19 protein-coding genes are annotated in these 19,549 nt (G+C 73.8%); 6 read left to right on the top strand and 13 right to left on the bottom strand.

Features of this window, described 5'->3' with window-relative positions; genetic code table 11:
* Window positions 1-79 precede the first annotated feature (79 nt).
* Window positions 80-1,000, bottom strand: coding sequence for a sporulation protein (locus tag ABWK59_RS18385; protein WP_354641678.1), 921 nt, complete (start codon window positions 998-1,000; stop codon window positions 80-82).
* 189 nt (window positions 1,001-1,189) lie between these two features.
* On the opposite strand from ABWK59_RS18385, the gene ABWK59_RS18380 reads away from it, so the two are divergent.
* Window positions 1,190-1,912 carry a FadR/GntR family transcriptional regulator gene (locus ABWK59_RS18380; RefSeq protein ID WP_354641677.1) on the top strand — a complete coding sequence of 241 codons (723 nt, stop codon included), beginning with the start codon at window positions 1,190-1,192 and terminating at the stop codon, window positions 1,910-1,912.
* Window positions 1,913-1,994: 82 nt separating this feature from the next.
* Window positions 1,995-3,269, top strand: coding sequence for a CynX/NimT family MFS transporter (locus ABWK59_RS18375; RefSeq protein ID WP_354641676.1), 1,275 nt, complete (start codon window positions 1,995-1,997; stop codon window positions 3,267-3,269).
* Between the two features lie 137 nt (window positions 3,270-3,406).
* Here the strand turns inward: ABWK59_RS18375 and ABWK59_RS18370 are convergent, their stop codons facing one another.
* The 8 genes from ABWK59_RS18370 to ABWK59_RS18335 all read right to left on the bottom strand — a co-directional run bounded on the left by ABWK59_RS18370 (window position 3,407) and on the right by ABWK59_RS18335 (window position 11,027).
* Complete coding sequence (locus tag ABWK59_RS18370) at window positions 3,407-4,123, bottom strand: ABC transporter permease (RefSeq protein WP_354641675.1); 717 nt, start codon at window positions 4,121-4,123, stop codon at window positions 3,407-3,409.
* A gap of 47 nt (window positions 4,124-4,170) precedes the next feature.
* Window positions 4,171-5,088: an ABC transporter ATP-binding protein gene (locus ABWK59_RS18365; RefSeq protein ID WP_354641674.1), complete on the bottom strand. Its 918-nt coding sequence runs from the start codon at window positions 5,086-5,088 to the stop codon at window positions 4,171-4,173.
* Window positions 5,089-5,097: 9 nt separating this feature from the next.
* Window positions 5,098-5,997 carry an ABC transporter permease gene (locus ABWK59_RS18360; RefSeq protein ID WP_354641673.1) on the bottom strand — a complete coding sequence of 300 codons (900 nt, stop codon included), beginning with the start codon at window positions 5,995-5,997 and terminating at the stop codon, window positions 5,098-5,100.
* Window positions 5,975-6,946, bottom strand: a complete 972-nt coding sequence (locus tag ABWK59_RS18355; protein ID WP_354641672.1) for an ABC transporter ATP-binding protein — start codon at window positions 6,944-6,946, stop codon at window positions 5,975-5,977. Before ABWK59_RS18355 ends, ABWK59_RS18360 begins: the two co-directional genes overlap by 23 nt.
* Before the next feature lie 144 nt (window positions 6,947-7,090).
* The gene (locus ABWK59_RS18350; RefSeq protein WP_354641671.1) at window positions 7,091-8,209 is read right to left on the bottom strand and encodes a hypothetical protein; all 1,119 of its coding nucleotides are present in this window, start codon (window positions 8,207-8,209) and stop codon (window positions 7,091-7,093) included.
* Complete coding sequence (locus ABWK59_RS18345; RefSeq protein WP_354641670.1) at window positions 8,206-9,129, bottom strand: hypothetical protein; 924 nt, start codon at window positions 9,127-9,129, stop codon at window positions 8,206-8,208. Before ABWK59_RS18345 ends, ABWK59_RS18350 begins: the two co-directional genes overlap by 4 nt.
* Entirely contained in the window at window positions 9,126-10,025 is a 900-nt protein-coding gene (locus tag ABWK59_RS18340; RefSeq protein ID WP_354641669.1) for a hypothetical protein, read from the bottom strand. The genes ABWK59_RS18345 and ABWK59_RS18340 overlap by 4 nt, the downstream gene beginning before the upstream one ends.
* A gap of 48 nt (window positions 10,026-10,073) precedes the next feature.
* Complete coding sequence (locus tag ABWK59_RS18335) at window positions 10,074-11,027, bottom strand: hypothetical protein (RefSeq protein ID WP_354641668.1); 954 nt, start codon at window positions 11,025-11,027, stop codon at window positions 10,074-10,076.
* A gap of 569 nt (window positions 11,028-11,596) precedes the next feature.
* Between ABWK59_RS18335 and ABWK59_RS18330 the strand changes: the two genes are divergently transcribed.
* On the top strand, window positions 11,597-12,556 hold the full coding sequence (locus ABWK59_RS18330; protein WP_354641667.1) for a hypothetical protein: 960 nt from the start codon (window positions 11,597-11,599) through the stop codon (window positions 12,554-12,556).
* Window positions 12,557-12,597: 41 nt separating this feature from the next.
* Here ABWK59_RS18330 and ABWK59_RS18325 read toward each other — a convergent pair whose 3' ends face one another.
* The 3 genes from ABWK59_RS18325 to ABWK59_RS18315 all read right to left on the bottom strand — a co-directional run bounded on the left by ABWK59_RS18325 (window position 12,598) and on the right by ABWK59_RS18315 (window position 15,815).
* The gene (locus ABWK59_RS18325; protein ID WP_354641666.1) at window positions 12,598-13,761 is read right to left on the bottom strand and encodes a damage-control phosphatase ARMT1 family protein; all 1,164 of its coding nucleotides are present in this window, start codon (window positions 13,759-13,761) and stop codon (window positions 12,598-12,600) included.
* A gap of 95 nt (window positions 13,762-13,856) precedes the next feature.
* Window positions 13,857-14,744: an LLM class flavin-dependent oxidoreductase gene (locus ABWK59_RS18320; protein ID WP_354641665.1), complete on the bottom strand. Its 888-nt coding sequence runs from the start codon at window positions 14,742-14,744 to the stop codon at window positions 13,857-13,859.
* Window positions 14,745-14,903: 159 nt separating this feature from the next.
* Window positions 14,904-15,815, bottom strand: a complete 912-nt coding sequence (locus ABWK59_RS18315; RefSeq protein ID WP_354641664.1) for a serine/threonine-protein kinase — start codon at window positions 15,813-15,815, stop codon at window positions 14,904-14,906.
* A gap of 87 nt (window positions 15,816-15,902) precedes the next feature.
* Between ABWK59_RS18315 and ABWK59_RS18310 the strand changes: the two genes are divergently transcribed.
* The 3 genes from ABWK59_RS18310 to ABWK59_RS18300 all read left to right on the top strand — a co-directional run bounded on the left by ABWK59_RS18310 (window position 15,903) and on the right by ABWK59_RS18300 (window position 18,074).
* Window positions 15,903-16,448, top strand: coding sequence for an RNA polymerase sigma factor (locus ABWK59_RS18310; RefSeq protein ID WP_354641663.1), 546 nt, complete (start codon window positions 15,903-15,905; stop codon window positions 16,446-16,448).
* Window positions 16,449-16,729: 281 nt separating this feature from the next.
* Window positions 16,730-17,302, top strand: coding sequence for a hypothetical protein (locus tag ABWK59_RS18305; protein ID WP_354641662.1), 573 nt, complete (start codon window positions 16,730-16,732; stop codon window positions 17,300-17,302).
* 94 nt (window positions 17,303-17,396) lie between these two features.
* Window positions 17,397-18,074 carry a hypothetical protein gene (locus tag ABWK59_RS18300; protein ID WP_354641661.1) on the top strand — a complete coding sequence of 226 codons (678 nt, stop codon included), beginning with the start codon at window positions 17,397-17,399 and terminating at the stop codon, window positions 18,072-18,074.
* A gap of 102 nt (window positions 18,075-18,176) precedes the next feature.
* Here ABWK59_RS18300 and ABWK59_RS18295 read toward each other — a convergent pair whose 3' ends face one another.
* Window positions 18,177-19,361: a helix-turn-helix domain-containing protein gene (locus ABWK59_RS18295; protein ID WP_354641660.1), complete on the bottom strand. Its 1,185-nt coding sequence runs from the start codon at window positions 19,359-19,361 to the stop codon at window positions 18,177-18,179.
* Between the last annotated feature and the right edge of the window lie 188 nt (window positions 19,362-19,549).

Below are 19,549 nucleotides of genomic sequence, written 5' to 3'. Positions count from 1 at the left end.
TATAAAGGCATCATTCCGGAGTCACGGGCCGGGCTGCCGTTTGCACGTTCCGACGACAGCCGGGCCCGTTCCCGGGCGGTCAGTCCTCGAAGAAGTCCTCGACCGCGTCCTCGAAGACGTCCTCCACCACGTCCTCGACCAGTTCCTCGAGGACCAGTCCGCCGACCACGCCGGCGACCGCGCCGGCGGCGACACCCGCGGCCACTCCGGCGCCGCCGTGGCCGTGCCCGCCGTACCCGTGGCCGTGCGAGGAGGAGACGGCGTGCCGGAGCCAGTCCTCGACCACCGGGGTGAGGTCGTGCTCGGCGGCGGAGTGGTCCAGCAGGTGGCGGTTGATCACGTCGCCGTGCCGCTTGTCGAACTCCAGCACCACCTCGACCTGCTGCGGGGTGGTGACGAAGGTGATCTCGGCCATCCGCCCGAGGTGGCTGTACGGGGACGGGACCGCGTACTCGATCTCCTGGTAGAACGGCAGGCTCTGGGCGCTGCCGCGGATGTGGCCCGCCTCCAGGTCGGCGCTGTGCAGGCGGAAGCCGAGGGCGGTGAAGGCCTGCAGCACGCGCTCCTGGACGGGCAGCGGGGCGATGCCCAGCGGGTCGGCGTCGCCCTTGTCGCGGGCCCCGGCGATCTCGACCTCGGTGCGGACGCCGACGGCCATGCCGTGCGGCTGCCAGCCGTCGAAGACGGTGATCGGCGCCTCGTGGGGCAGCTGGACGGAGAACGGGACGGAGCGCTGCTCGCCCTCGGCCAGCCGGAGCGGCGGGGTGACGGAGAAGCGGGCGAACGGCGACAGGCCGCTGCTCTCGCCCTCCTCGTGCTCGATCTCGACGCGGGCGACCAGGGTGAGCGTGATGCCGGTGATCTCGGCGTCCTGCTTGCCGCCGACCAGGTTCACCTGCCCCTGGATCTGGCCGCCGGGCCGCACGACGGGGGTGGAGAGGACGGTGTCGACGGTCGGTCCGCCGACGCCCAGCGCACCGAGCAGCTTCTTGAACACCATGCGGGGTGACTCCAGTGACATGTGACAGGGGCGACCGGAGAAACGCAGGCGACACCCCGTCGGTTCCGCGCCCGGCAGTTGTAGGATGACCGGGCAATCAGTTGTAGGATGACCGATGACCGGCGGACGGGGAGTCCGGGCCGGTCGGAGCCATGGCCGGGCACGGCCGCGACCAGGGAGGAGCGCACGGTGGGCGACGGACTGCACGCGGCCGGGCGGCGCTCCCTGGTGGACGTGGCGATCGAGCAGCTGCGCGAGCAGCTCGGCGCGGGGGTGTGGCCGGTGGGGTCGCGGATCCCGACCGAGCATGAGCTCGCCGAGCGGCTGCAGGTCGGACGGAACACGGTGCGCGAGGCGATCCGGGTGCTGGTGCACGCGGGGATGCTGGTGTCCCGGCAGGGTGAGGGGACGTTCGTCCGCTCCACCAGTGACCCGGCGGCGGTGCTGCGCGGGGTCCAGCGCTCGGGCGTCCGTGACGTGCTGGAGGTCCGGGCGGCGCTGGAGGCGGAGGCGGCCCGGCTGGCCGCGCTGCGGCACACGCCGGAGGACATCGCCCGGATGCGGGACGCGCTGGCCCGCGAGGCCGAGGTGATGGCGTCCCACCCGGAGCGGACCGGCCGGGAGGCCACGGTCGAGCACGACCTGGAGTTCCACACGGCCGTGGTGGACGCGGCGCACAACCCGGCCCTGGCCGAGGTGTACCGCTACTTCGGGGCCTCGGTGCGGGAGTCGATGCGGGCGTCGTTCGGCGACCACGAGATGCCCGAGGTGAACCTGACGACCCACCGGGCGCTGGTCGACGCGATCGAGAGCGGGGACCCGGACCAGGCCGAGGCGGCGTGTCGCGAGCTGCTCGCGGGGCCGACGGCCGCCGTGGAGCAGCTGCTCGCCGCCATCGCCGCGCGGAAGTGACGCGGGTCCGCGTCCGTCCGTAGCCGTTCCCCCTCCCCTCTCCTTCCTCGTCCGACTTCTTCCGAGAGAGCCTCCGCACGCCATGTCGGTCCTCCGTGCCGCCCAGCCGGCCGTCGCCCTGAAGGTCAGTACCCGTACGAAGCTCGCGCACCCCTTTCTGCTGCTGGCCGGCATCCTGCTGGTCGCGCTGAACATGCGGGCCTGCCTGGCGGCGGTGTCGCCGATGGTGGCCGAGATCCAGCGGACCTTCGGGCTGTCGGCGGCGGCGAGCGGTCTGATCACCACGGTGCCGGTGCTGTTCCAGGGTGTCGGCGCGCCGCTGACCCCGCGGCTGACCCGGCGGTTCGGGACGGAGCGGGTGGTCCTGGGCGCGGTGCTGACGCTGGGCGCGGGGGTGCTGCTGCGGGTGCTGCCGTCGGCGGTGGCGCTGTACGCGGGGTGCGTGGTGATCGGTGTGGCGATCGCGGTGCTGAACGTGTCGATGCCGGGTCTGGTGAAGCGGGAGTTCCCGGGCCGGGCGGCGGCGATGACCGGGGTGTACTCGACCACGATGCTGGTGGGCGCGACCCTGGCGGCGGGCCTGTCGGTGCCGCTGGAGCGGGCGCTGGGCGGTGGCTGGCAGGCCTCGCTGGGCTCCTGGTCGGTGCTGGCGCTGGTGGCCGGGTTGGCCTGGCTGCCGCAGCTGCTGCGGGCGCGTCAGCTGCCTCGTACGGCGGCGGCCGGTGCTGCGGCGGCCGGAGCTGCGGCGGCCACGGCCGGCCCGGCGGGTCCGGAGAGCCCGGCGATCGAGGGTCTGTGGCGGTCGCCGCTGGCCTGGCGGATCAGCCTGTTCATGGGCATCTCCTCGCTGCTGGTGTACACGCTGGTGGCGTGGCTGCCGACGATCCTGGCGGACCACGGCATGGACCGGGGCAAGGCGGGCCTGGTGTTCGCGTTCAGCAACCTGGTGCAGGTGTCGGGTGCGTTCCTGGTGCCGCTGGTGGCCGGCCGGATGACCCGGCAGCGGGCGCTCGCGGTGTCGATGGCGCTGCTGAACGGGGTGGGCATCGCCTGGCTGCTGCTGGCGCCGGTGTCCGGGGCGTGGATCGCGGCCGGGGTACTGGGCGTGGCGCAGGGCGGCTCGCTGGGGCTGGCACTGGCCTTCATCGTGCTGCGGACGGGCAGTGCCGCGGGGGCGGCGCAGCTGGGCGGGATGAGCCAGGCGGTGGGGTACCTGGTCGCGGCGGTGGGCCCGGTGGGCGGCGGCGCGCTGCACCAGCTGACGGGTGGTTGGGGGCTGACCCTGTCGCTGATGCTGGTGCTGGCGGGGGTGGCGGCGGTGGCCGGCTGGGGGGCCGGCCGGGACCGGACGCTCTGATCCGTTCCCGACCGTTCTCAGCCGACCGCGGCCGTCATCCTCGGGTGACGGCCGCGGTCGCGTTCCTCGGTGACGCCGGCAGCCGTCACTTCTCGCTGACGCCGGCGGCCCTCACTCCTCGGTGACGGCGGCGGCCCTCACTCCTCGGCGGTCATGGTGAACCCGGCCAGCCGGACGGAGGCGAGGGCGGTGGCGCCGGCGGCGACGATGATCAGCATCGGGATGGCGGCGCCGAGGGAGACGGTGGCGTCCAGGGCGCCCTCGGCGGCGACCTTCTCGGCGACCGACAGGCCCCACTGCTGGATGCTGAGGGTCTTGGCGCCGGGGACGTAGTTGCCGATCAGGCTCTCCCAGACCAGCGCGTAGGCGAGTCCGGCGACCACGGCGTGCCGGGTGACGACGCCGAGCAGCAGGAAGACGGCGCTGTAGACGGCGCCGGAGGCGAGGGCGCCGACGGCGTACCCGGCGGCGATGCCGTCCTGGGTACCGACCAGGACGAGGCCGGCGGCCAGGGTGGGGACGGCGGAGAACACCCAGGTGGTGAGGATCGCCACGAAGAGCTTGGTGGTGACGATCTGTCCGCGGGGCAGGGGCTTGGCGAGCAGGTAGACGATCGAGCCGTCGTCGATCTCGGTGGCGATGACGCCGGTGCCGACGACCAGGCCGAGGATGGGCACCAGGGTGCCGAGGGCGAGCTGGCCGAGGATGGTGGTGGTCAGTGAGCGCGGGTCGGTGCTGGTGGCGCGGGCGATGACGGAGATGACCAGGAGGACGGCGGGTACGGCCAGCAGCAGGACGCCTCGGCGGCGGCCGACCAGTCCGCGCAGGGTGAGCCTGGCGACGGTGGGGTTCATGGGGTTCTCAGCTCCGGGTGGGCGAGGGGTCGGGGGCGTTCGGCCGCTCAGGACGAGACGAGGTAGGAGAAGACGCTCTCCAGCGACTCGTCCGCCGGGGAGACGGTGTACAGCCGGATGCCGGCCTCCTTGGCGACCCGGGGGAGCAGGGTGGTGAAGCCCTGGAAGTTGATCGCCTGGATCTGGAGGGCCTTCTCCTTCCAGTCCAGTTCGATGCCGGCCGTGGAGCCGTCGGCGATGAGCGCGGCGGCGAGGCGGCGGTCGTCGCTGGAGCGGACCAGGTAGCGGTGCGGCCGGTCGGTCATCAGGCGGCGGATGCGGCGGAAGTCGCCGGAGGCGGCGTGCCGGCCGGCGACGACGACCTCGATGTGCCGGGCGAGCTGTTCGACCTCCTCCAGGATGTGCGAGGAGAAGAGGACGGTGCGGCCGTCCTCGCCGAACCGCCGGAGCAGGTCCATGAGCTGGAGCCGCTGGCGCGGGTCCATGCCGTTGAAGGGCTCGTCGAGGAGCAGCACGGAGGGCTCGTGGACCAGCGCGGAGGCCATCTTGACGCGCTGCTTCATGCCCTTGGAGTAGGTGCCGGTCTTGCGGTCCTGCGCGTACTCCATCTCGACCAGGGCGAGGGCGCGCCGGGCGGCGGCGCCGGGGTCGGCGAGGCCGTGGAGTTCGGCGTTGGCGAGGACGAACTCCCAGCCGGTGAGGTAGTCGTACATCGACTCGCGTTCGGGGACGAGGCCGATGTTCCGGTAGGTCTGCTGGTTGCGCCAGATCGGCGTGCCGTCCAGGGTGACCGCGCCGGAGGAGGGGGCGAGGAAGCCGCTCATCATGTGGATGAGGGTGGACTTCCCGGCGCCGTTGGGGCCGAGCAGGCCGGTGATGCCGGGCCCGATGGTCATCGAGACGTCGTTGACGGCGACCACGTTGCCGAACCAGCGGGAGACCTTGTCGATGGTGATGACGGCCATGACGCCCTCTCAGATGTTCCGGTAGCGGCGGCGCAGCAGCCCGTACGAGGCGGCGACCAGGGCGACGGTCTCGACGGCGAACACGACCGCGCCGAGGGCGCCGGGGGCGCGGCCGGGCCGGTCGAAGGCGCCGAGGTCGAAGACCTGGTTGACGAAGCCCTCGACGAGCATGCCGGGCGAGAGCAGCAGGGCCCACTGGGCGGACTGCGGCGGCGGGTAGCCCAGGCCGCCGATCAGGTTGAAGACGATGGCGGCGAGGATGTTGGTGACGGTGAGCACGCCCATGATGGCGGCCACGCCGAAGCCGCGGCGCGGGGTGGCGGCGGCGATCAGGAGGCCGAGGCCGGCGTAGAGCACGGCGTACAGGAGGGCGGCGACCACGCCGTAGAGGAGGTGCTCGGTGTTCTCGCCGAACGGGAGCTTGGCGAGCAGGGCGCCGGCGTAGAGCACCAGCAGCGGGCTGAGCATGAGGAGGAGCAGGGCCGCGGCCATCGCGCCGAACTTGGCGCCGACGTAGTCGGTGCGGGTGATCGGGCGGGAGAAGTACAGCGGGACGGTGTTGTGCCGCAGGTCGCGGGACATCAGCACGGGGGCCTGGGCGGCGGTGAAGATCGCCGGGAAGAGGCCGAAGATGCTGAGGTACTCGGCGTAGTCGAGCGGCAGCTTGTCGGCGCCGGTCATGATGCCGACGGCGACCATGATCAGGGCGGGCACGGTGACGACCGCCAGGACGAGCATCGGCAGGACCTTGGACTTGCCGGAGCGGCCGAGTCCGTAGGCGGCGCGCAGGCTCTGCTCGAAGAGGGAGCGGGTGGCGTAGCGGCGGCCGAGCCGGGGGCCGGTGTAGGGCCGGTAGCCGATGTCGTGGATGACGCCGGAGTGGGTCTCAGTGGGCGGAGGCGTGGACATCCGGGGCACCTCCTGCCTGGTGAGCGTGGTCGGTGAAGATCTCGGCGACGCGGTGGCGGCGCTGTTCCAGCCGGACCAGGCCGAGGCCCAGCGCGGCGACGGTGTCGCGGACGGTGTCGTAGGTGTCCTCGCCCTCGAGTTCGACGAGCAGCACCCGGGATCCGTCGGGACGGACCGTCAGGCCGGCGGCGGCCAGGCGCTCGCGAACGGCCTCCCCGCTGTCGAGGGTGTGGTCCTCGGGGTGGTCGGTGACCTCGACGGCGAGGGTGTGGGTGGCCTCGGTGAAGGAGGCGGTGGAGGAGGAGCGCAGCAGCTTGCCGCCGTCGATGACGACGAGGTGGTCGCAGGTGCGCTCGAGTTCGCCGAGCAGGTGGGTGGTGACCAGGACGGAGATGCCGAAGTCGGTGTGGACCCGGCGGATCAGGTCGAGCATGTCGTCGCGGCCGACCGGGTCGAGGCCGTTGGTGGGCTCGTCGAGGAGGACCAGCTGCGGGTCGTGGACCAGGGCCTGGGCGAGCTTGACGCGCTGCTTCATGCCGGTGGAGTAGCCGCCCATGGGGCGGTAGCGCTCCTCGTACAGCCCGACGTGGCGCAGGGTGTCGGCGGTCCGTTCACGGGCGGCCGCGGCCGGGAGGCCGGCCATCCGGGCCATGTGGACGACGAACTCGGTGGCCGAGACGTCCGGCGGGAGGCAGTCGTGCTCGGGCATGTAGCCGACACGCTCGCGGATCGCCGAGCCCTCGGTGGCGATGTCCAGTCCGAGGACGTGGCCGGTGCCGGAGGTGGCGGGCGCGAGCCCGAGCAGGATCTTGATCAGCGTGGACTTGCCGGCGCCGTTCGAACCGACCAGGCCTACCACGCCGGGCTGCACCTCGATGGTGAGGCCGTCGAGCGCGGTGACCCGGGGGAACTTCTTGGTCAGGCCGTCCGTCTTGATGACTGTGGACACCCGGCACACGCTAGTGGCCGCGGGGCCCGGCCGGAATGCACTGGGACGATGAGTTGGGGCTCCGCCGCCAGGAGGACGGGGTCCGCCTCCAGGATGACCTCCCCGGCCCGTTCCCGGGGGTAACGGGCCGGGGAGGATGACGGGTCATCCGTCGAGCATGCTGCTCTGCAGGGCGACGACCTGCCGGAACGGCTGGATCGGGACGCCCGCGGGGTTGGCGAGCTGGATCACCGCGACGAGGTCCCCGGCGAGCAGGTAGCCGACCCGGCCGGCCGGGTCGCCGTCCTTGCCGACGGTGGGGGCGCTGCGGACCATCAGGTTGCCGGTGCCGACGGGGTACTCGTTGCGGAGGTCGACGGCGGCCGAGGCCAGGTCCTTGGTGCCGTCGGCCTGGGAGAGCGTGCCGTAGACGTCGTTCGCCTCGGCGTAGGAGCCGAAGCGCAGCAGCCGGATCTCGGTCCGGGTGCCGTCCTTGGCGGTCCAGCCCTGGGCGGCGGCGGCCCGGCAGGCGTTGACGGTCAGCTTGAGGGTGATCGCGGCCGCGTCCTTGCCCAGGGCGCCCGTGCCGTCGCAGGGCACCCAGCGGCCGGGGACCGGCGGCAGGGTGGGGGTGGCGGACGGCGAGGCGCCGGCGGACTCCGTGGCGGTGGCCGACGCGGAGGGCGAGGCCGTGGCCGAGGGCTGGGCCGGGGTCGCGGTGGCGGTCGCGGTGGGCTCGGGCCGGGCCTCCCGGGGGGCCGGCAGCAGCAGACCGCGGAGGTCGGCGTGGTGCCGGCTCTTGCTGTCGGTGGGCGCCGCGGAGCCCTGGGGCAGCGGCGGCAGTGCGAGCGCCGGGAAGGTGTACCGCCCGTCGTTCGGGGTCTGCAGGCCGGGCAGGTCGGTGCGCTCGGGCAGGGTGACGGCGACCGCGGTGGCGGTGCCGGTGAGCACCAGGACCGCGGCGGCGGCGCCGAGCCGGATCAGCTTCTTGCGGTCGCGCGGCGGCTTCGGCTCCGCGGGCGGCAGGCCGGCCGGGAGGGCGTCGCCGGGCGGGAGCTGCCCGGGCAGGGCGGCATCGGGCAGCGCCCACGGGTCGGGCGCGGCGGCCGGGACGGGCGGCTGCTCCACGACGGGCGGCTGCTGCGGCACGGCCGGGGAAGCGGGGGCCGGGGCGTCGACGGTCGGAGCCTTCGTCAGATCGGCCCGCTGCGGGGTGCCCTGCTCCGGGGTGGCCTGGGTCTGCTCCGGGCGGTCCGGCTCGGGGGTGGTGCGGTCGTCGCTCATACGGAGGCTCCCGGTCGGGCCAGTCGGTCCAGCTGCTGACGGAACAGGTCGACGACCTTGTCCTGGTTGAGGGGCGCGGTGCCGGAGACGTTCATGGTCACCAGCAGGTCGCCCTCGGCGGAGAAGCAGTGCATGAAGTCCAGCTCGTCGCCGGCGCGCAGCGGCGGCAGCACGCAGCGGGCGGCGTCGTGGCCGGGCACGGCCGGGCCGTGCCGGAACACGCCGGTGTCGTCCACCATCGCGCCGTACAGCTCGGTGGTCTGGGTGACGGCCTGCTGGTTGAACTGGTCCAGGTACATCTCGACCAGCAGGTCGGCGCCGCCGCTGCGGTAGGTGCGGATGCCGGAGCCCTTCTGGTGCAGTGCCTCCCAGGCCCCCTTGACCCGGTCGCGGTACTGGTTCGGCACGCCGTCCAGGTTCTTCTCCATGCGCTTGTCGAGCTGCTCGCGGCCGAGTTCGCTGTCGTTGCCCAGGGCGCCGGCGTCGGGGCCGAGGGTGTAGCCGGTCGGGACGGGCAGCAGCAGGTCGCGGAGCCGGCCGAAGTGGTTGCCGTTCGACTGGGCGCCCCACTCGGGCGCGGCGGGGGTGCTCGGCGCGGGCTTGGCCACGGCCGCGACCGCCGGGCGGTTCTCGTCGTAGTGGATCGCGAGGACGGCCTCGCCGATGCCGACACCGACCAGGGCGGCGACCAGGACGGCCGCGGCGCCGCGCAGCAGGGTGCGGCTGCCGGGGCGGCCGGCCGGTCGTCCGGGCGGGGTGCCGAGGTCGGCGGACGCCTCCGGAGCGGGCAGGTCGGCCGGGTCGACGGGTACGGCGGGGGCGCCGGCCTCGACGGGCGCGGGCGGGGTGCCCGGCTCCGCGGGAGCGGTGGGGGTGCCCGGCTCGGCCGGCGCGGGGGTGGTGGATTCGATGTCGGTCACGCGAGTCGCTCCCACTGGCGCTTGGCGAGGTCTTCGAGCTTGGCGCGGTCCACCGCGCCCGGCGAGTACACCTCGACGTCCATGATCACGGTGCCCTTCCGGGCCAGCGCCTCGCCGTAGTAGTACTCCTTGGTGCTGTCCGCGTAGTGCCGCGGCTTGTCGAGGACCTTCACGGTGCCCTCGGCGTTGCCCGGGACCTTGGAGACGCCGGCGCCGCCGGTGCTGTCCTGCCGGGCGCCGGAGACGGCCTCGCCGGCGTCGTCCGGGAAGTACTGGATCAGACGGATCCGGTACTCGGTCTCGCCCTCGCGCCAGCTGGTCACGGCGGCGCGGCGGAAGCCGCTGCGCAGCAGTTCCTGGAACTCCTGGTCGGAGCGGCCGACGGACTCGGCCATCTCGGCGGCGTCCATCCAGCCGCCGGAGCCGGCGTTGTCGGCCCACTCCTTGGTGCCGTCCGGGCGCTTGAGCAGCAGGTCGCGCAGGTCGCCGTCGATGTTCAGCGGCTTGGGGGCGGCATCGGCCAGCGCCTGGGCGTCGATCCGCTCGGCCGGGTAGGCCAGCTGGACCGGCTTGAGCGGCGGCAGCGGGGTCGCCGGGCGGGCGGCCTGGACCGCGTACCCGACCGCGGCGCCGGCCACCGGGCCGATCAGCAGGGCGGCGAGCAGCAGCGCACGGGTGCTCAGGCTCCGCTTGGCGGCGGGGGCGGCGGTGTCCTCGGCGGGCTGCTCGGCGGTGCCGTCCTCGGCGGGGGCGGGCTCGACGGCGGCGGCCTCAGCGGTCGGGTCGGTGGTCGGCTCGGCGGCCGGCGCCGGGGCGGCGGTCGGCTGCGGGGGGACGGCCGGCCGGGGCGGGTCGGCCGGTTCGGGAGCGTCCGGCTCCACGGTCTCGGTGCTCAACAGGTGCTCCTGCTCCTGGAAGAAAGGGGTTCGAGGGGTGACGTCGGCTCAGCCGTTGGCGAGCCGGTCGAACTGCCGCTTCATCGCGTCGGCGAGCAGGGCCTTGTTCGGGTCGCCCTTGACCTCGACGCTGACCTCGAAGACGGTGTCGCCCTGGTAGCCGATGCCGACCAACTCGCCGGTGTAGGCCTGCTGTTCGGGCTTGAAGAGGTAGCCGCGGGCGCCGTCGACGCCGTCGATGTCGAAGCTGTCGCCCTTGAGGCTGATGTTCTCGGCGAATCCCCTGGCCCGGTCCGCGCGGGCGAACCGCTTCAGCTCGGCCCGGACCTCGATCTTGCCGTCCCTGGTCCGGTAGGTGCGGGTGACCGACTCCTGGAAGCCCCAGGAGTCCAGGACGCCCTTGATGTCGGTGGTCTTGGGGTACTGCGCCGCGATCTCCTCCATCGACATCTCCGCGCCGTCGGGGGAGCCGTACGGGTCGGCCAGGTCCGGCACAGGCACCAGGAAGTACCGCAGGTCACCGCTGTGCTTGCCGCCCGAGACGCTGCCCTTGAGGGTGCTGACCGGCTTGGGCGGCGCGCTCGGCACCGCGGTCGCGGTGGGGGTGGGGGCGGCGGTCGGGCTGGGGCTGGCGGTGGGGCTCGGCGCGGCCGAGGACGCGGCCGGGGCGGCGACCGCGACGGACCGGTCCGGCTTGCCGACCGCCACGGTGACGGTGGCGCTGAGCGCGGTCACGGCGACCAGGCCGACCACCGCGAGGGCGGTGGGCAGGCCCTTCCTCGGACGCGGCGCCCCGGGCGCGGCCTCCGCGGTGACGTCTACGGCGACATCCGCGGCGACGGGCTCGGCGGCGACATCCGCGGTAACGGGCTCGGCCGACTCAGCGGGCGCAGCGGGCTCGACCGGCGCGGCAGGCTCGACCGGCGCGGCGGGTTCGGGCACAGCGGTGGCGACCGGTTCGGGTGCGGCAGGTTCGGGCACGGCCTCTTCGGGCGTGGACAAGGGAGTTCCCCCAGGGAGCACGGAGCGTGTGATGGCACGCGGGGCGGCGGGCCGGCGACCAGCCCCCCTGATCGGCCGTCAACGACGAATCGTCCGCGTGTTCAGCGAATTATGAGAGCCGCGCTCGACCACGAACAACACGTTTCGGCCTGACATCCCGTCGCATTCTCCGCGATTGGGACACCCCGTGACCGAATAGCAATGGGACGGCTCGCATGGCGGACCTCGACCCGCGTCCCGCAGGTCCACGCGGTCTCCGCCACCCCTGGCCACCGCCACCCGGGGCCGACCCCGACCCCGGTCCGCGACGCGGCCTCGCCCGCGTCCGACGCCCGGCCTCGCCCCGTCCACGCCCCGCCCGGACCGTGACCGAAGTCGACCGCCGCACCTGTCACTTCACGATCGGTCAGGAGCGCCCCGCACCCCTCCGACCTGCGATCGTGACCGCTTGACGATCGTGTCGATCTTCGATCGGTGCGTGTGCTACGTTCCGGCCCATCCCGAAAATTAACGACCCCGGCGGTGCTACCAACACCCCGGGGTCAGGCACCAGGAGACCGAAACTCCCGATGCACGTCCATCGTACCGAACAGGTCCGCAACTTCACGGTTCTGCCCAACGGCGTCCTGCAGTTCCGGCAGCTCTCCTACACCGCCCGCGGCCTGCTCGCCGACCTCCTCTCCCGGCCCGACGGCTGGCGCGAGGACGCCCGGCACATGGCCGACACCAGCCCCCAGGGACGCGGTGCGATCCGCAAGGCCCTGAAGGAGCTGACCGAGGCCGGCTTCTACCGGGTCGAGAAGATCCGCATGCCCGACGGCACCCTCCGCACCAGGACCCACGTCTACGACGCCGCCCAGGCCGGGCCGCCGGGTGCCACCCGTCCGGTCCCCGGTGGAGCGACCACCGGCGGCGCTGACGTCCAGGTAAAGAACCCGGTGAAAGAACCCTCCCTCCCCGCCGAGCGGACCGGGACGCGGACAGGAGGGCGGGGGAACGGCCCCGAGGAGCAGCCCGTGGAGCCGCTCGTCCGGCAGCCCCCGGCCGCGCCCGACAAACGGCTCCACGAGGCGCTGGCCACCCTGTTCCGGGTGATCCGCCCCGAGCCCCGCCTACGGCTCGGCGAGCGGGAGGCGCGTGAACTCTCCCCCTTGGTCGCCCAGTGGCTGGACCGCGGCAGCACCCCCGCCGACCTCGCCCACGCCCTGCTGCCGGGCCTGCCCAGCCCGATGCACTCGCCCGTGGCGGTGCTCCGCCACCGCCTGCAGCGCAAGATGCCGCCCGACCGAGCCACGGCCCCGCCCCCGCCGGCCCGCTACACCGAGTGCGCCGGGTGCCACGACCCGGTGCCCCGCCCCGGCATCTGCGGCCCCTGCGCGGGCCTCGGTACCCGGAGTAGCCGGAGTACCCGGCTCACCGGGGCCGACGGCGGAGCGGCGGCAGCCCGTGCCGGGGCGACGCGGGCCCGGGACGCGATGCGCACCGCGAGAGCCGCATGGCAGATCGGCCCGGTCGCGGCGGCCACGTAGCAGGGCCACCTGGCCGGCCACGTAGCCGGTCAGGGCGTGTCTCAGGGACGCGCGACCTGGATGACGGCATGGCGGCCGCTGGTGCGCCACGCCGTCCCCGTGCCGTCCAGCCGGGCGGCGGTGGTGGCGTCCAGGCCGACGATCACGTCGGACTTCAGCGTCCGCAGGGCCGCGACGGGCGACGGGAAGTGGCTCACCGCCCCGGCGAACGGGGTGGTCGGCGGCCAGAGCCGGTCGCCCACCAGGCGGCGGTAGTTGAGGTCGCCCTTGAGGATCGTCAGCTTCGCACCGGAGAGTTCGCCCCGGAGAGCGGCGGGCATGTCGTGGAACGGCAGCGGCGCGCAGAAGAACGGGTCCGTGCGGACCACCAGCGTGCCGCTGTTCATGGCCTGCCACAGCCGGCCGCCGACCGCCCCGGCGGCCGGACAGGGCGCGGTGCGCAGGCGGCCGACCGCGGCGAGGACGTCGGCCATCGTCGCGTCCGACACGAAGTACGGCTGCGGCTTCACATACAGGACGACCTGCGCCGCCAGGCCGCCGGACAGGAGGTGGTCGATCAGCACGAGGTCCGGCAGCAGCTCCCGGCCCGCGTTGTCCGCGACGACGCAGACCCGCCCGCCCCCGGCCCGTTCCAGTTCGGCCCAGAGCGTCGCGCTGTCGTCGACGAGCAGGTCCGACGCGGTCGCACCGCCGGTCCCCGCGGTGATCCGGAAGCTCAGGTCCGCGCGGTTGCCCCACAGCGCGGAGGACAGCAGAGCCTCCGCCCGACGGGCCCCGGGCAGGCCGTCGAGCCCACCCAGCGCGGCCAGCTCCTCGTCCACCGCCTCCCCGGCCAGCTCGGCGGCCTTGAACGGCGCGAACGGGTCGACGCCCTGCCACGCCCCGGGTCGGAAGTACCCGGTGGCGTCGAGCAGTCGGCGGTAGAAGTAGCTCTCGGCCCACAGGAACGGCGCCTCGCCCCACGGCTTCCCCCACAGGCCGCCGCCCCACTCCAGCCACCGGGCGGCGTCCTGGGCGTCCTCGCCCAGCGGCTCCAGGACGCCGGTGGTGCTCTCCACCAGCAGCCGCTCCACCGCCGCCCGCTCCACCGGGCCGTACGGCAGGGCTCCGAGGACCTGCCGGACGAGCTCGGGGTGGCGGTCGTGGAAGACGGCCCGGGCGAAGGAGCCGGGGACGTCGCTGCGGATCACGGGTGCGGTCGGCACGGTCGGGCTCGTCCTTCTCCTCAGGCGGGCAGGCGGGCGGGCAGGCGGGTACGGGACGGACCGGGCGGTGACCGGTCCGTCCCCGCGGCAGGACCTCAGCCGAGCTGCGCGAGACCCTCGGTGGCGATCCGCTCGAACACCGCGAGGTCGTTCTCGAAGATCGAGTCCGGCACCGGCCAGTGGATCACCAGCTCGGTGATGCCCAGGTCGCGATATGTGCCGGCCCAGTCGACGAAGGCGTCCAGGGACGCCAGCGGACGCTCGGCCGTCGACCCCTGCAGCATGACCTTCTCCAGCTCGTCCACGTCCCGGCCGCGCGCCTCGCAGGCGGCGCGCAGCTTGGCCAGCTGCCCGGCGATCACGGCCGGTGCCTGGTCCACCGGGACGTCCGCCGGGCCGCGCGGGTCGCCGTAGGTGACCCAGCCCTGGCCGTGCTCGGCGGCCAGCCGCAGCCCGCGCGGGCCGGTCGCCGCGACGTAGAACGGCACCCGGGGACGCTGGACGCAGCCCGGGATGTTGCGGGCCTCCACCGCCGAGTAGTAAGCGCCCTCACGGGTGGTGGCGTCGCTGGTCAGCAGCTCGTCCAGGAGGGGGAGGAACTCACCGAACCGGTCCGCCCGCTCCTTCGGCGACCACGGCTCCTGGCCCATCGCGGTGGCGTCGAAACCGACGCCACCCGCCCCGATGCCGACCGTCAGCCGTCCGCCGGAGATGTCGTCCACCGTCAGCAGATCCTTGGCCAGCGTGACCGGGTGCCGAAAGTTCGGCGAGGTCACCAGCGTGCCCAGCCGCAGCCGCTCGGTGGCCGACGCGGCGGCCGTGAGGGTGGGGACCGCCCCGAACCACGGCGCGTCCCGGAACGACCGCCAGGACAGATGGTCATAGGTGTACGCGGCGTGGAACCCGAGGTCCTCGGCCCGACGCCAGATCTTCTGACCCTCGCTCCACCGGTGGATGGGGAGGATCACCGTGCTCAGTCGCATGCCGCCGACCCTACGGTAGCCGTCATCGGCCGGCGCCCTCCGACGTGACGAGGCACGACCGGGCGCCGCTCACCCGGTTCCCGCCGGATCCGTTCACGCGTTCGCGGCCGGATCCTCTCCGGGACACGACCGCCGGTGCGGACCGGCTCCCTGTCGGATTCAACGCCGCAGCCAGCTCAGCAGGGTCGTCGCCGTGAACACCGTGCCCGACGCCAGACAGACCGCGCGCGGGGTCAGCCACCGAGGGCCTTCCAGGGGCTGGGACTGCGGGACCGGATCCAGCAGCGCGTCCGCGAAGGCCCGGGCGGTCGGCGGTCGGTCCGCCGGCTCGACGGACATCGCGGACCGCAGCAGCAGGGCGACGTTCGGTGGGAGCTCCGCTCCGGCTGGGAGCGCCGGCAGCGTCGAGGCGGTCGGCTGGTCGGTCATCAGGGCTGCGGCGCGTCCGCCCGGGCCGAACGGCTTCTGCCCGGTCAGCAGCTCGTAGGCCACGACGGCCAGCGCGTACACGTCGGCCCTCCCGTCGAACCCGCCGGTCTGGAAGGCCTGTTCCGGTGCCATGTACGCGGGCGTGCCCGTGGTCACCGTCAGCCCGGACGCGTCGGCCAGCTGCTTCGCGCTGCCCAGATCCGCCACCAGCACCGCGGCGGGCGCAGGGTCGGTGGCGAGCAGGAGGTTGGACGGCTTGACGTCGCGGTGCACCACGCCCGCCTCGTGCAGGACCTGGACCGCGTAGGCCGCCTCCGCGGCCAGCCGCAGCGCCTCCTGCGGGTCGCACTGCCCGACCCGGTCCGCCAGGGTGCCGCCGCGTACGTGGTCCATGACGAAGTAGGGCCGGTCCTCCTGCACCCCGACGTCGTGCACCCGGACCACCCGCGGGCTGACGATCCGGCGCAGCAGCCTCGCCTCCGCCAGGAACCGCTCGCGCACATCGGCGTTGGCGGCCCAGTTCTCGGCCAGCACCTTCACCGCGACCTCGGTGTCGAGCTCCGGATCGTAGGCCTTCCAGACCGTCGCGAAGGAGCCGGCTCCGAGCCGCTCCAGGAGGAGGTAACGGCCGAGCTTGTGCATGTGGCAGCATTCTGCCGGAGTCGGGGGGAGTGCGGAACTCCCGTTCGACGGGGCGGATGCCGGGCGGGACGGAACGGGGGGATCCGGGTGTTCGAGGAAGCTGAGCTGGAACGGCTCGTGACGGCTGCTCAGGCGGGGGACCCGGGGTCGAGGGAGCACCTGCTGGCCAAGCTGCGGCCGGTGGTGCTGCGCCGCTGCTCGCGCTTCCTGCCCCACCACGCCGACGCGGAGGAGGCCGCGCAGGACGCGCTCCTGTCCATCAGCACGCACCTGGGCGAGTACGGCGGCCACGGCTCCTTCCTGGGCTGGGTGACGGTGATCGCCTCGAACGCCGCCCGGTCCACCTACCGCTCGATGCGCCGGCGTGCCGAGGACAGCCACGCCGACCTCCCCGAGTCCGTCGACCCGCGTACCACCAGCGTCATCGCCGGGACCCGGCTCGACCTGATGGAGGCGCTGGCCGCGCTGGAGCAGCAGCACCCCGCCCTGGTGGAGTCCTTCGTGCTGCGCGACCTGGGCGACCTGACCTACGTCCAGGTGGCCGAGGAGCTGGGCGCCCCGTTGGGCACGGTCAAGGACCGTATCCACCAGGCCCGCCGCTTCATGCGCGAGCGCCTGGTCACCGGTCTGTGAACGGCGGTCCCGCGGCGGGCGGCGGCCACGCCGCCGTCCGGCCACGGTCCGCCGTCGCCGCCCTGGTGGCAGCCGCCGTGCTCGGGCTGGCGACCGGCCGGTTCGTCCTGCCACCACCTCCCGGCGCCACCGCGCACCCGGCAGCACGGTCGGGTGCCGCGGTCGGCGGGGCATCCCAGGGCGCGTCCGCTCTCGCGACACCCGGCGGGTCCGTCCCGACGCCCGCGTCCTCGGCCTCCGGCTCCGCCTCGACGACCGGTGCGACCGGTGCGACCGGGCCGGTGACGACCACGAACCTCCTGGAGCCGGCGGCGTTCGGCCCGGACGTCGGCACCCGGAAGATCCACGTCACCGACCGGTACGGCGACGGGGTCTACGCCAACGCGGCCTGCTCCGGCGAGAAGACCCTCACCCAGACCCTGGGCGGGCCCGGTGCCCACTTCCGCGGACTGATGACCAGCCCCCGCACCAACCCAGGCGACCCCACGCTGGCCGCCGACCGCGTCGACCAGGTCGCCCGCGAGGTCGCCGCCGAGGCCCGGAACCCTTCCATGGCGCAGAACTTCACCGAGCGCCTGCTGCTGGAGGAGGTGCCCTGCCAGGAGGAACCGCCGGGGCACTGGGTCTACGGAAGGACCACGACGCTGCAGCTCGCCCCGGACGTCACCGCGAGCTGGATGGGCGCCTACCAGGGATCCCTCAACACCACCGGCAGAGCGCCCGAGGGCAAGGAGCCCTGCGGCGGCATCGCCGTGCTGCGCAGCGGCACCCACTACGGGGTGCTGGAGGTCCATGCCTGCCTGGGGACGGCCGCGATGGACCGCGTCGTCAGGACCGCTCTGTCACAGCTGTGAAACAGCAGGTCGGGGCTCCAACTTTCCCTCCCCCGGCGGCATCTCCCCGGTTGTACGAGGACGCAGCAGGCGTCCCGACCAGCAGGGGGACCAGATGACCGAGAACCAGACCGTCCAGCAGAAGTCCGCTCGCCGCAACCGGGTCGCCGCCGCGGCCTGCTTCGCCGCCGCACTGATCACGGCCAGCGTCGTCGGCACCCAGTCGGCCAGCGCCGACGGGGCCGCGCACAACGCCGCGTACCGCACAACGGCCGCCGCGCCCGGACTCGGCTCCGCCGCCCTCGTCCAGAGCGAGGACTTCCAGAAGGGCCTGAACCCGGTCGGCGCGACCGTTGCGCTGACCGGACGCCAGGGGCTGTCCGCGTGCTCCGGCGAGGAGACGATGCGCGACCTGACCAAGGGCAACGCCACCGCGTACGCGTCCGTGACCTGGACCTTCGACACCGACGGCCTACTGATCGAGTCGGCCGCGAGCGCCCCCACCGAGACCGCGGCCGCCACCTGGGAGAAGCAGCTCGTCGCGCTCGTTCAGGACTGCCAGGACGAGCCCGCCGGCCACTGGCACTACGGCGCGGCCCACACGCTGACCGTCACCGGCGGCACCGCCCGCTGGTACCCGTCCTACAACGGCGACGGCACCGTCACCGGCGGGGTCGCGGTCCTGCGCAGCGGCACCAGGGTCGCCATCGTCGAGCTCACCGGCCGACCCACCGACGGCCCGACCTCCGTCGAAGGCATCGCCACCGCAGCACTGAACCGCCTCCCCTCCTGAGCCGGTGCTCCACCGACCGGAGCTCCACCGGCCGGAGCTCCACGGGATGGGGAGGATCACGGTGCTCAGTCGCATCCCCGCGACCCTACGTTCCGGCGTGCGCTACCCACCCTCCCGCTTGATCCACTCGCCCCCGCCCAGGGGGTAGTCGTAGCCGGGGCGCCCGGCGCCGGCACTCGTCCGGAACGGGGTGTTGTCGTTGTCGATCCGCACGGTGCCGCGGCGGCCACCGCTGGACCAGTCCAGGGAGAGGTCCCAGCGGACGTCGTGCGCCTCGGTGTGCGCGGTGACGTAGAAGACCTCCGGGTCGGACTTGCTGACCTTGTACGGGAAGTCCCGCTGTCCGTGCGTGGCGGTGACGGTGGGGCTGCCCCGGTCGAGGTCGATGTCGAACGACTTGGTCTCGACGCTGCCACCGCAGCCGACGCCCATCGAGAAGTCGTTCCAGCCGAGCGGCGCCCGCCGGGACGTGACCCTCACGTGCAGGGCCTCCAGGACGACCGTCTCCGCGCCGGTGCCCTGCACGGTGAGGGCGATGCGCTGCTCCCCGGAGGAGACGGCGCCGTACGCGGCGGCCCAGCGGGGGGCGTCGTGCTCGTTCGCGGGCGGGCCCACCTGGGCCGGCCCGCTCTGGACGAGGAAGTGCTGGCTGCACGGGTTGGCGTAGACGTACGGGCGGATGCCGACGGTCAGCGGGACGGGCCCGCTGTCGTGGGAGGCGTCCGGCGCGGGAGCGGCAGCCGGGGAGGCGGGCGGGGACGCGGGTGGGGAGTTCGTCGTGGCTGCCGTCGACGCCGTGACGCCGGCCGCCCGCCGGTCTCCCCCGGCACCCCCGAGTCGGGGACCCACGACGAGCACCACGGACGTCAGGAGGGCGAGGGCCGCGGCCGAGGCGATCAGCGGGGTGCGGCGGCGCCGGGGCCGTGCGGCGGCCGGCTCACCCTCCGGTGCATCCTCCGGCGGCATGCCCACCAGGCCGGACGAGTCGGCCGAAGGTGCCGTACCCGTTGCGCCGTCCGCCCTGCGTCCCCGGGCCGCGTCGGCGAGGATCCAGCGCCGGTGCAGTTCGACCATCTCCTGCGGGGTCGCCCGGCACGCCCGGGCGAGGCGCTCCACCGGGGCGAACTCGTTGGGCACCGCGGTGCCGTTGCAGTAGCGGTGCAGCGTCGAGGTGCTCATGTGCAGCCGCTTGGCCAGCGACCCGTAGCTCAGCCCGGAGCGGCTCTTGAGGTCCTGCAGAAGGCGCGCGAAGTCCCCCGCGCCATCCGGTTCCGTCGCCCCCACCACGCGCCCCTCCGGCCCCTCAGCGTCCCGTTCCAGCGTTCCAGGGACGACCCGTTTCCGCTGGTCAGGGTATGTTTCACCGTTCCAGCGTCCCCACCATGCCCGCAACCGTGGCGGCTGGGACAGATCACTCCACACACTGCGGTCATCCAATCACCGGCCCGCCGGAACGAACAACGGAAGGAGCCGCG

It is taken from the genome of Kitasatospora sp. HUAS MG31 (assembly GCF_040571325.1).
In the GTDB taxonomy this organism is placed as follows: domain Bacteria; phylum Actinomycetota; class Actinomycetes; order Streptomycetales; family Streptomycetaceae; genus Kitasatospora; species Kitasatospora camelliae.
Note: the sequence above shows the minus strand (reverse complement) of the source record. Positions and strands in the feature narration are given on the sequence as shown.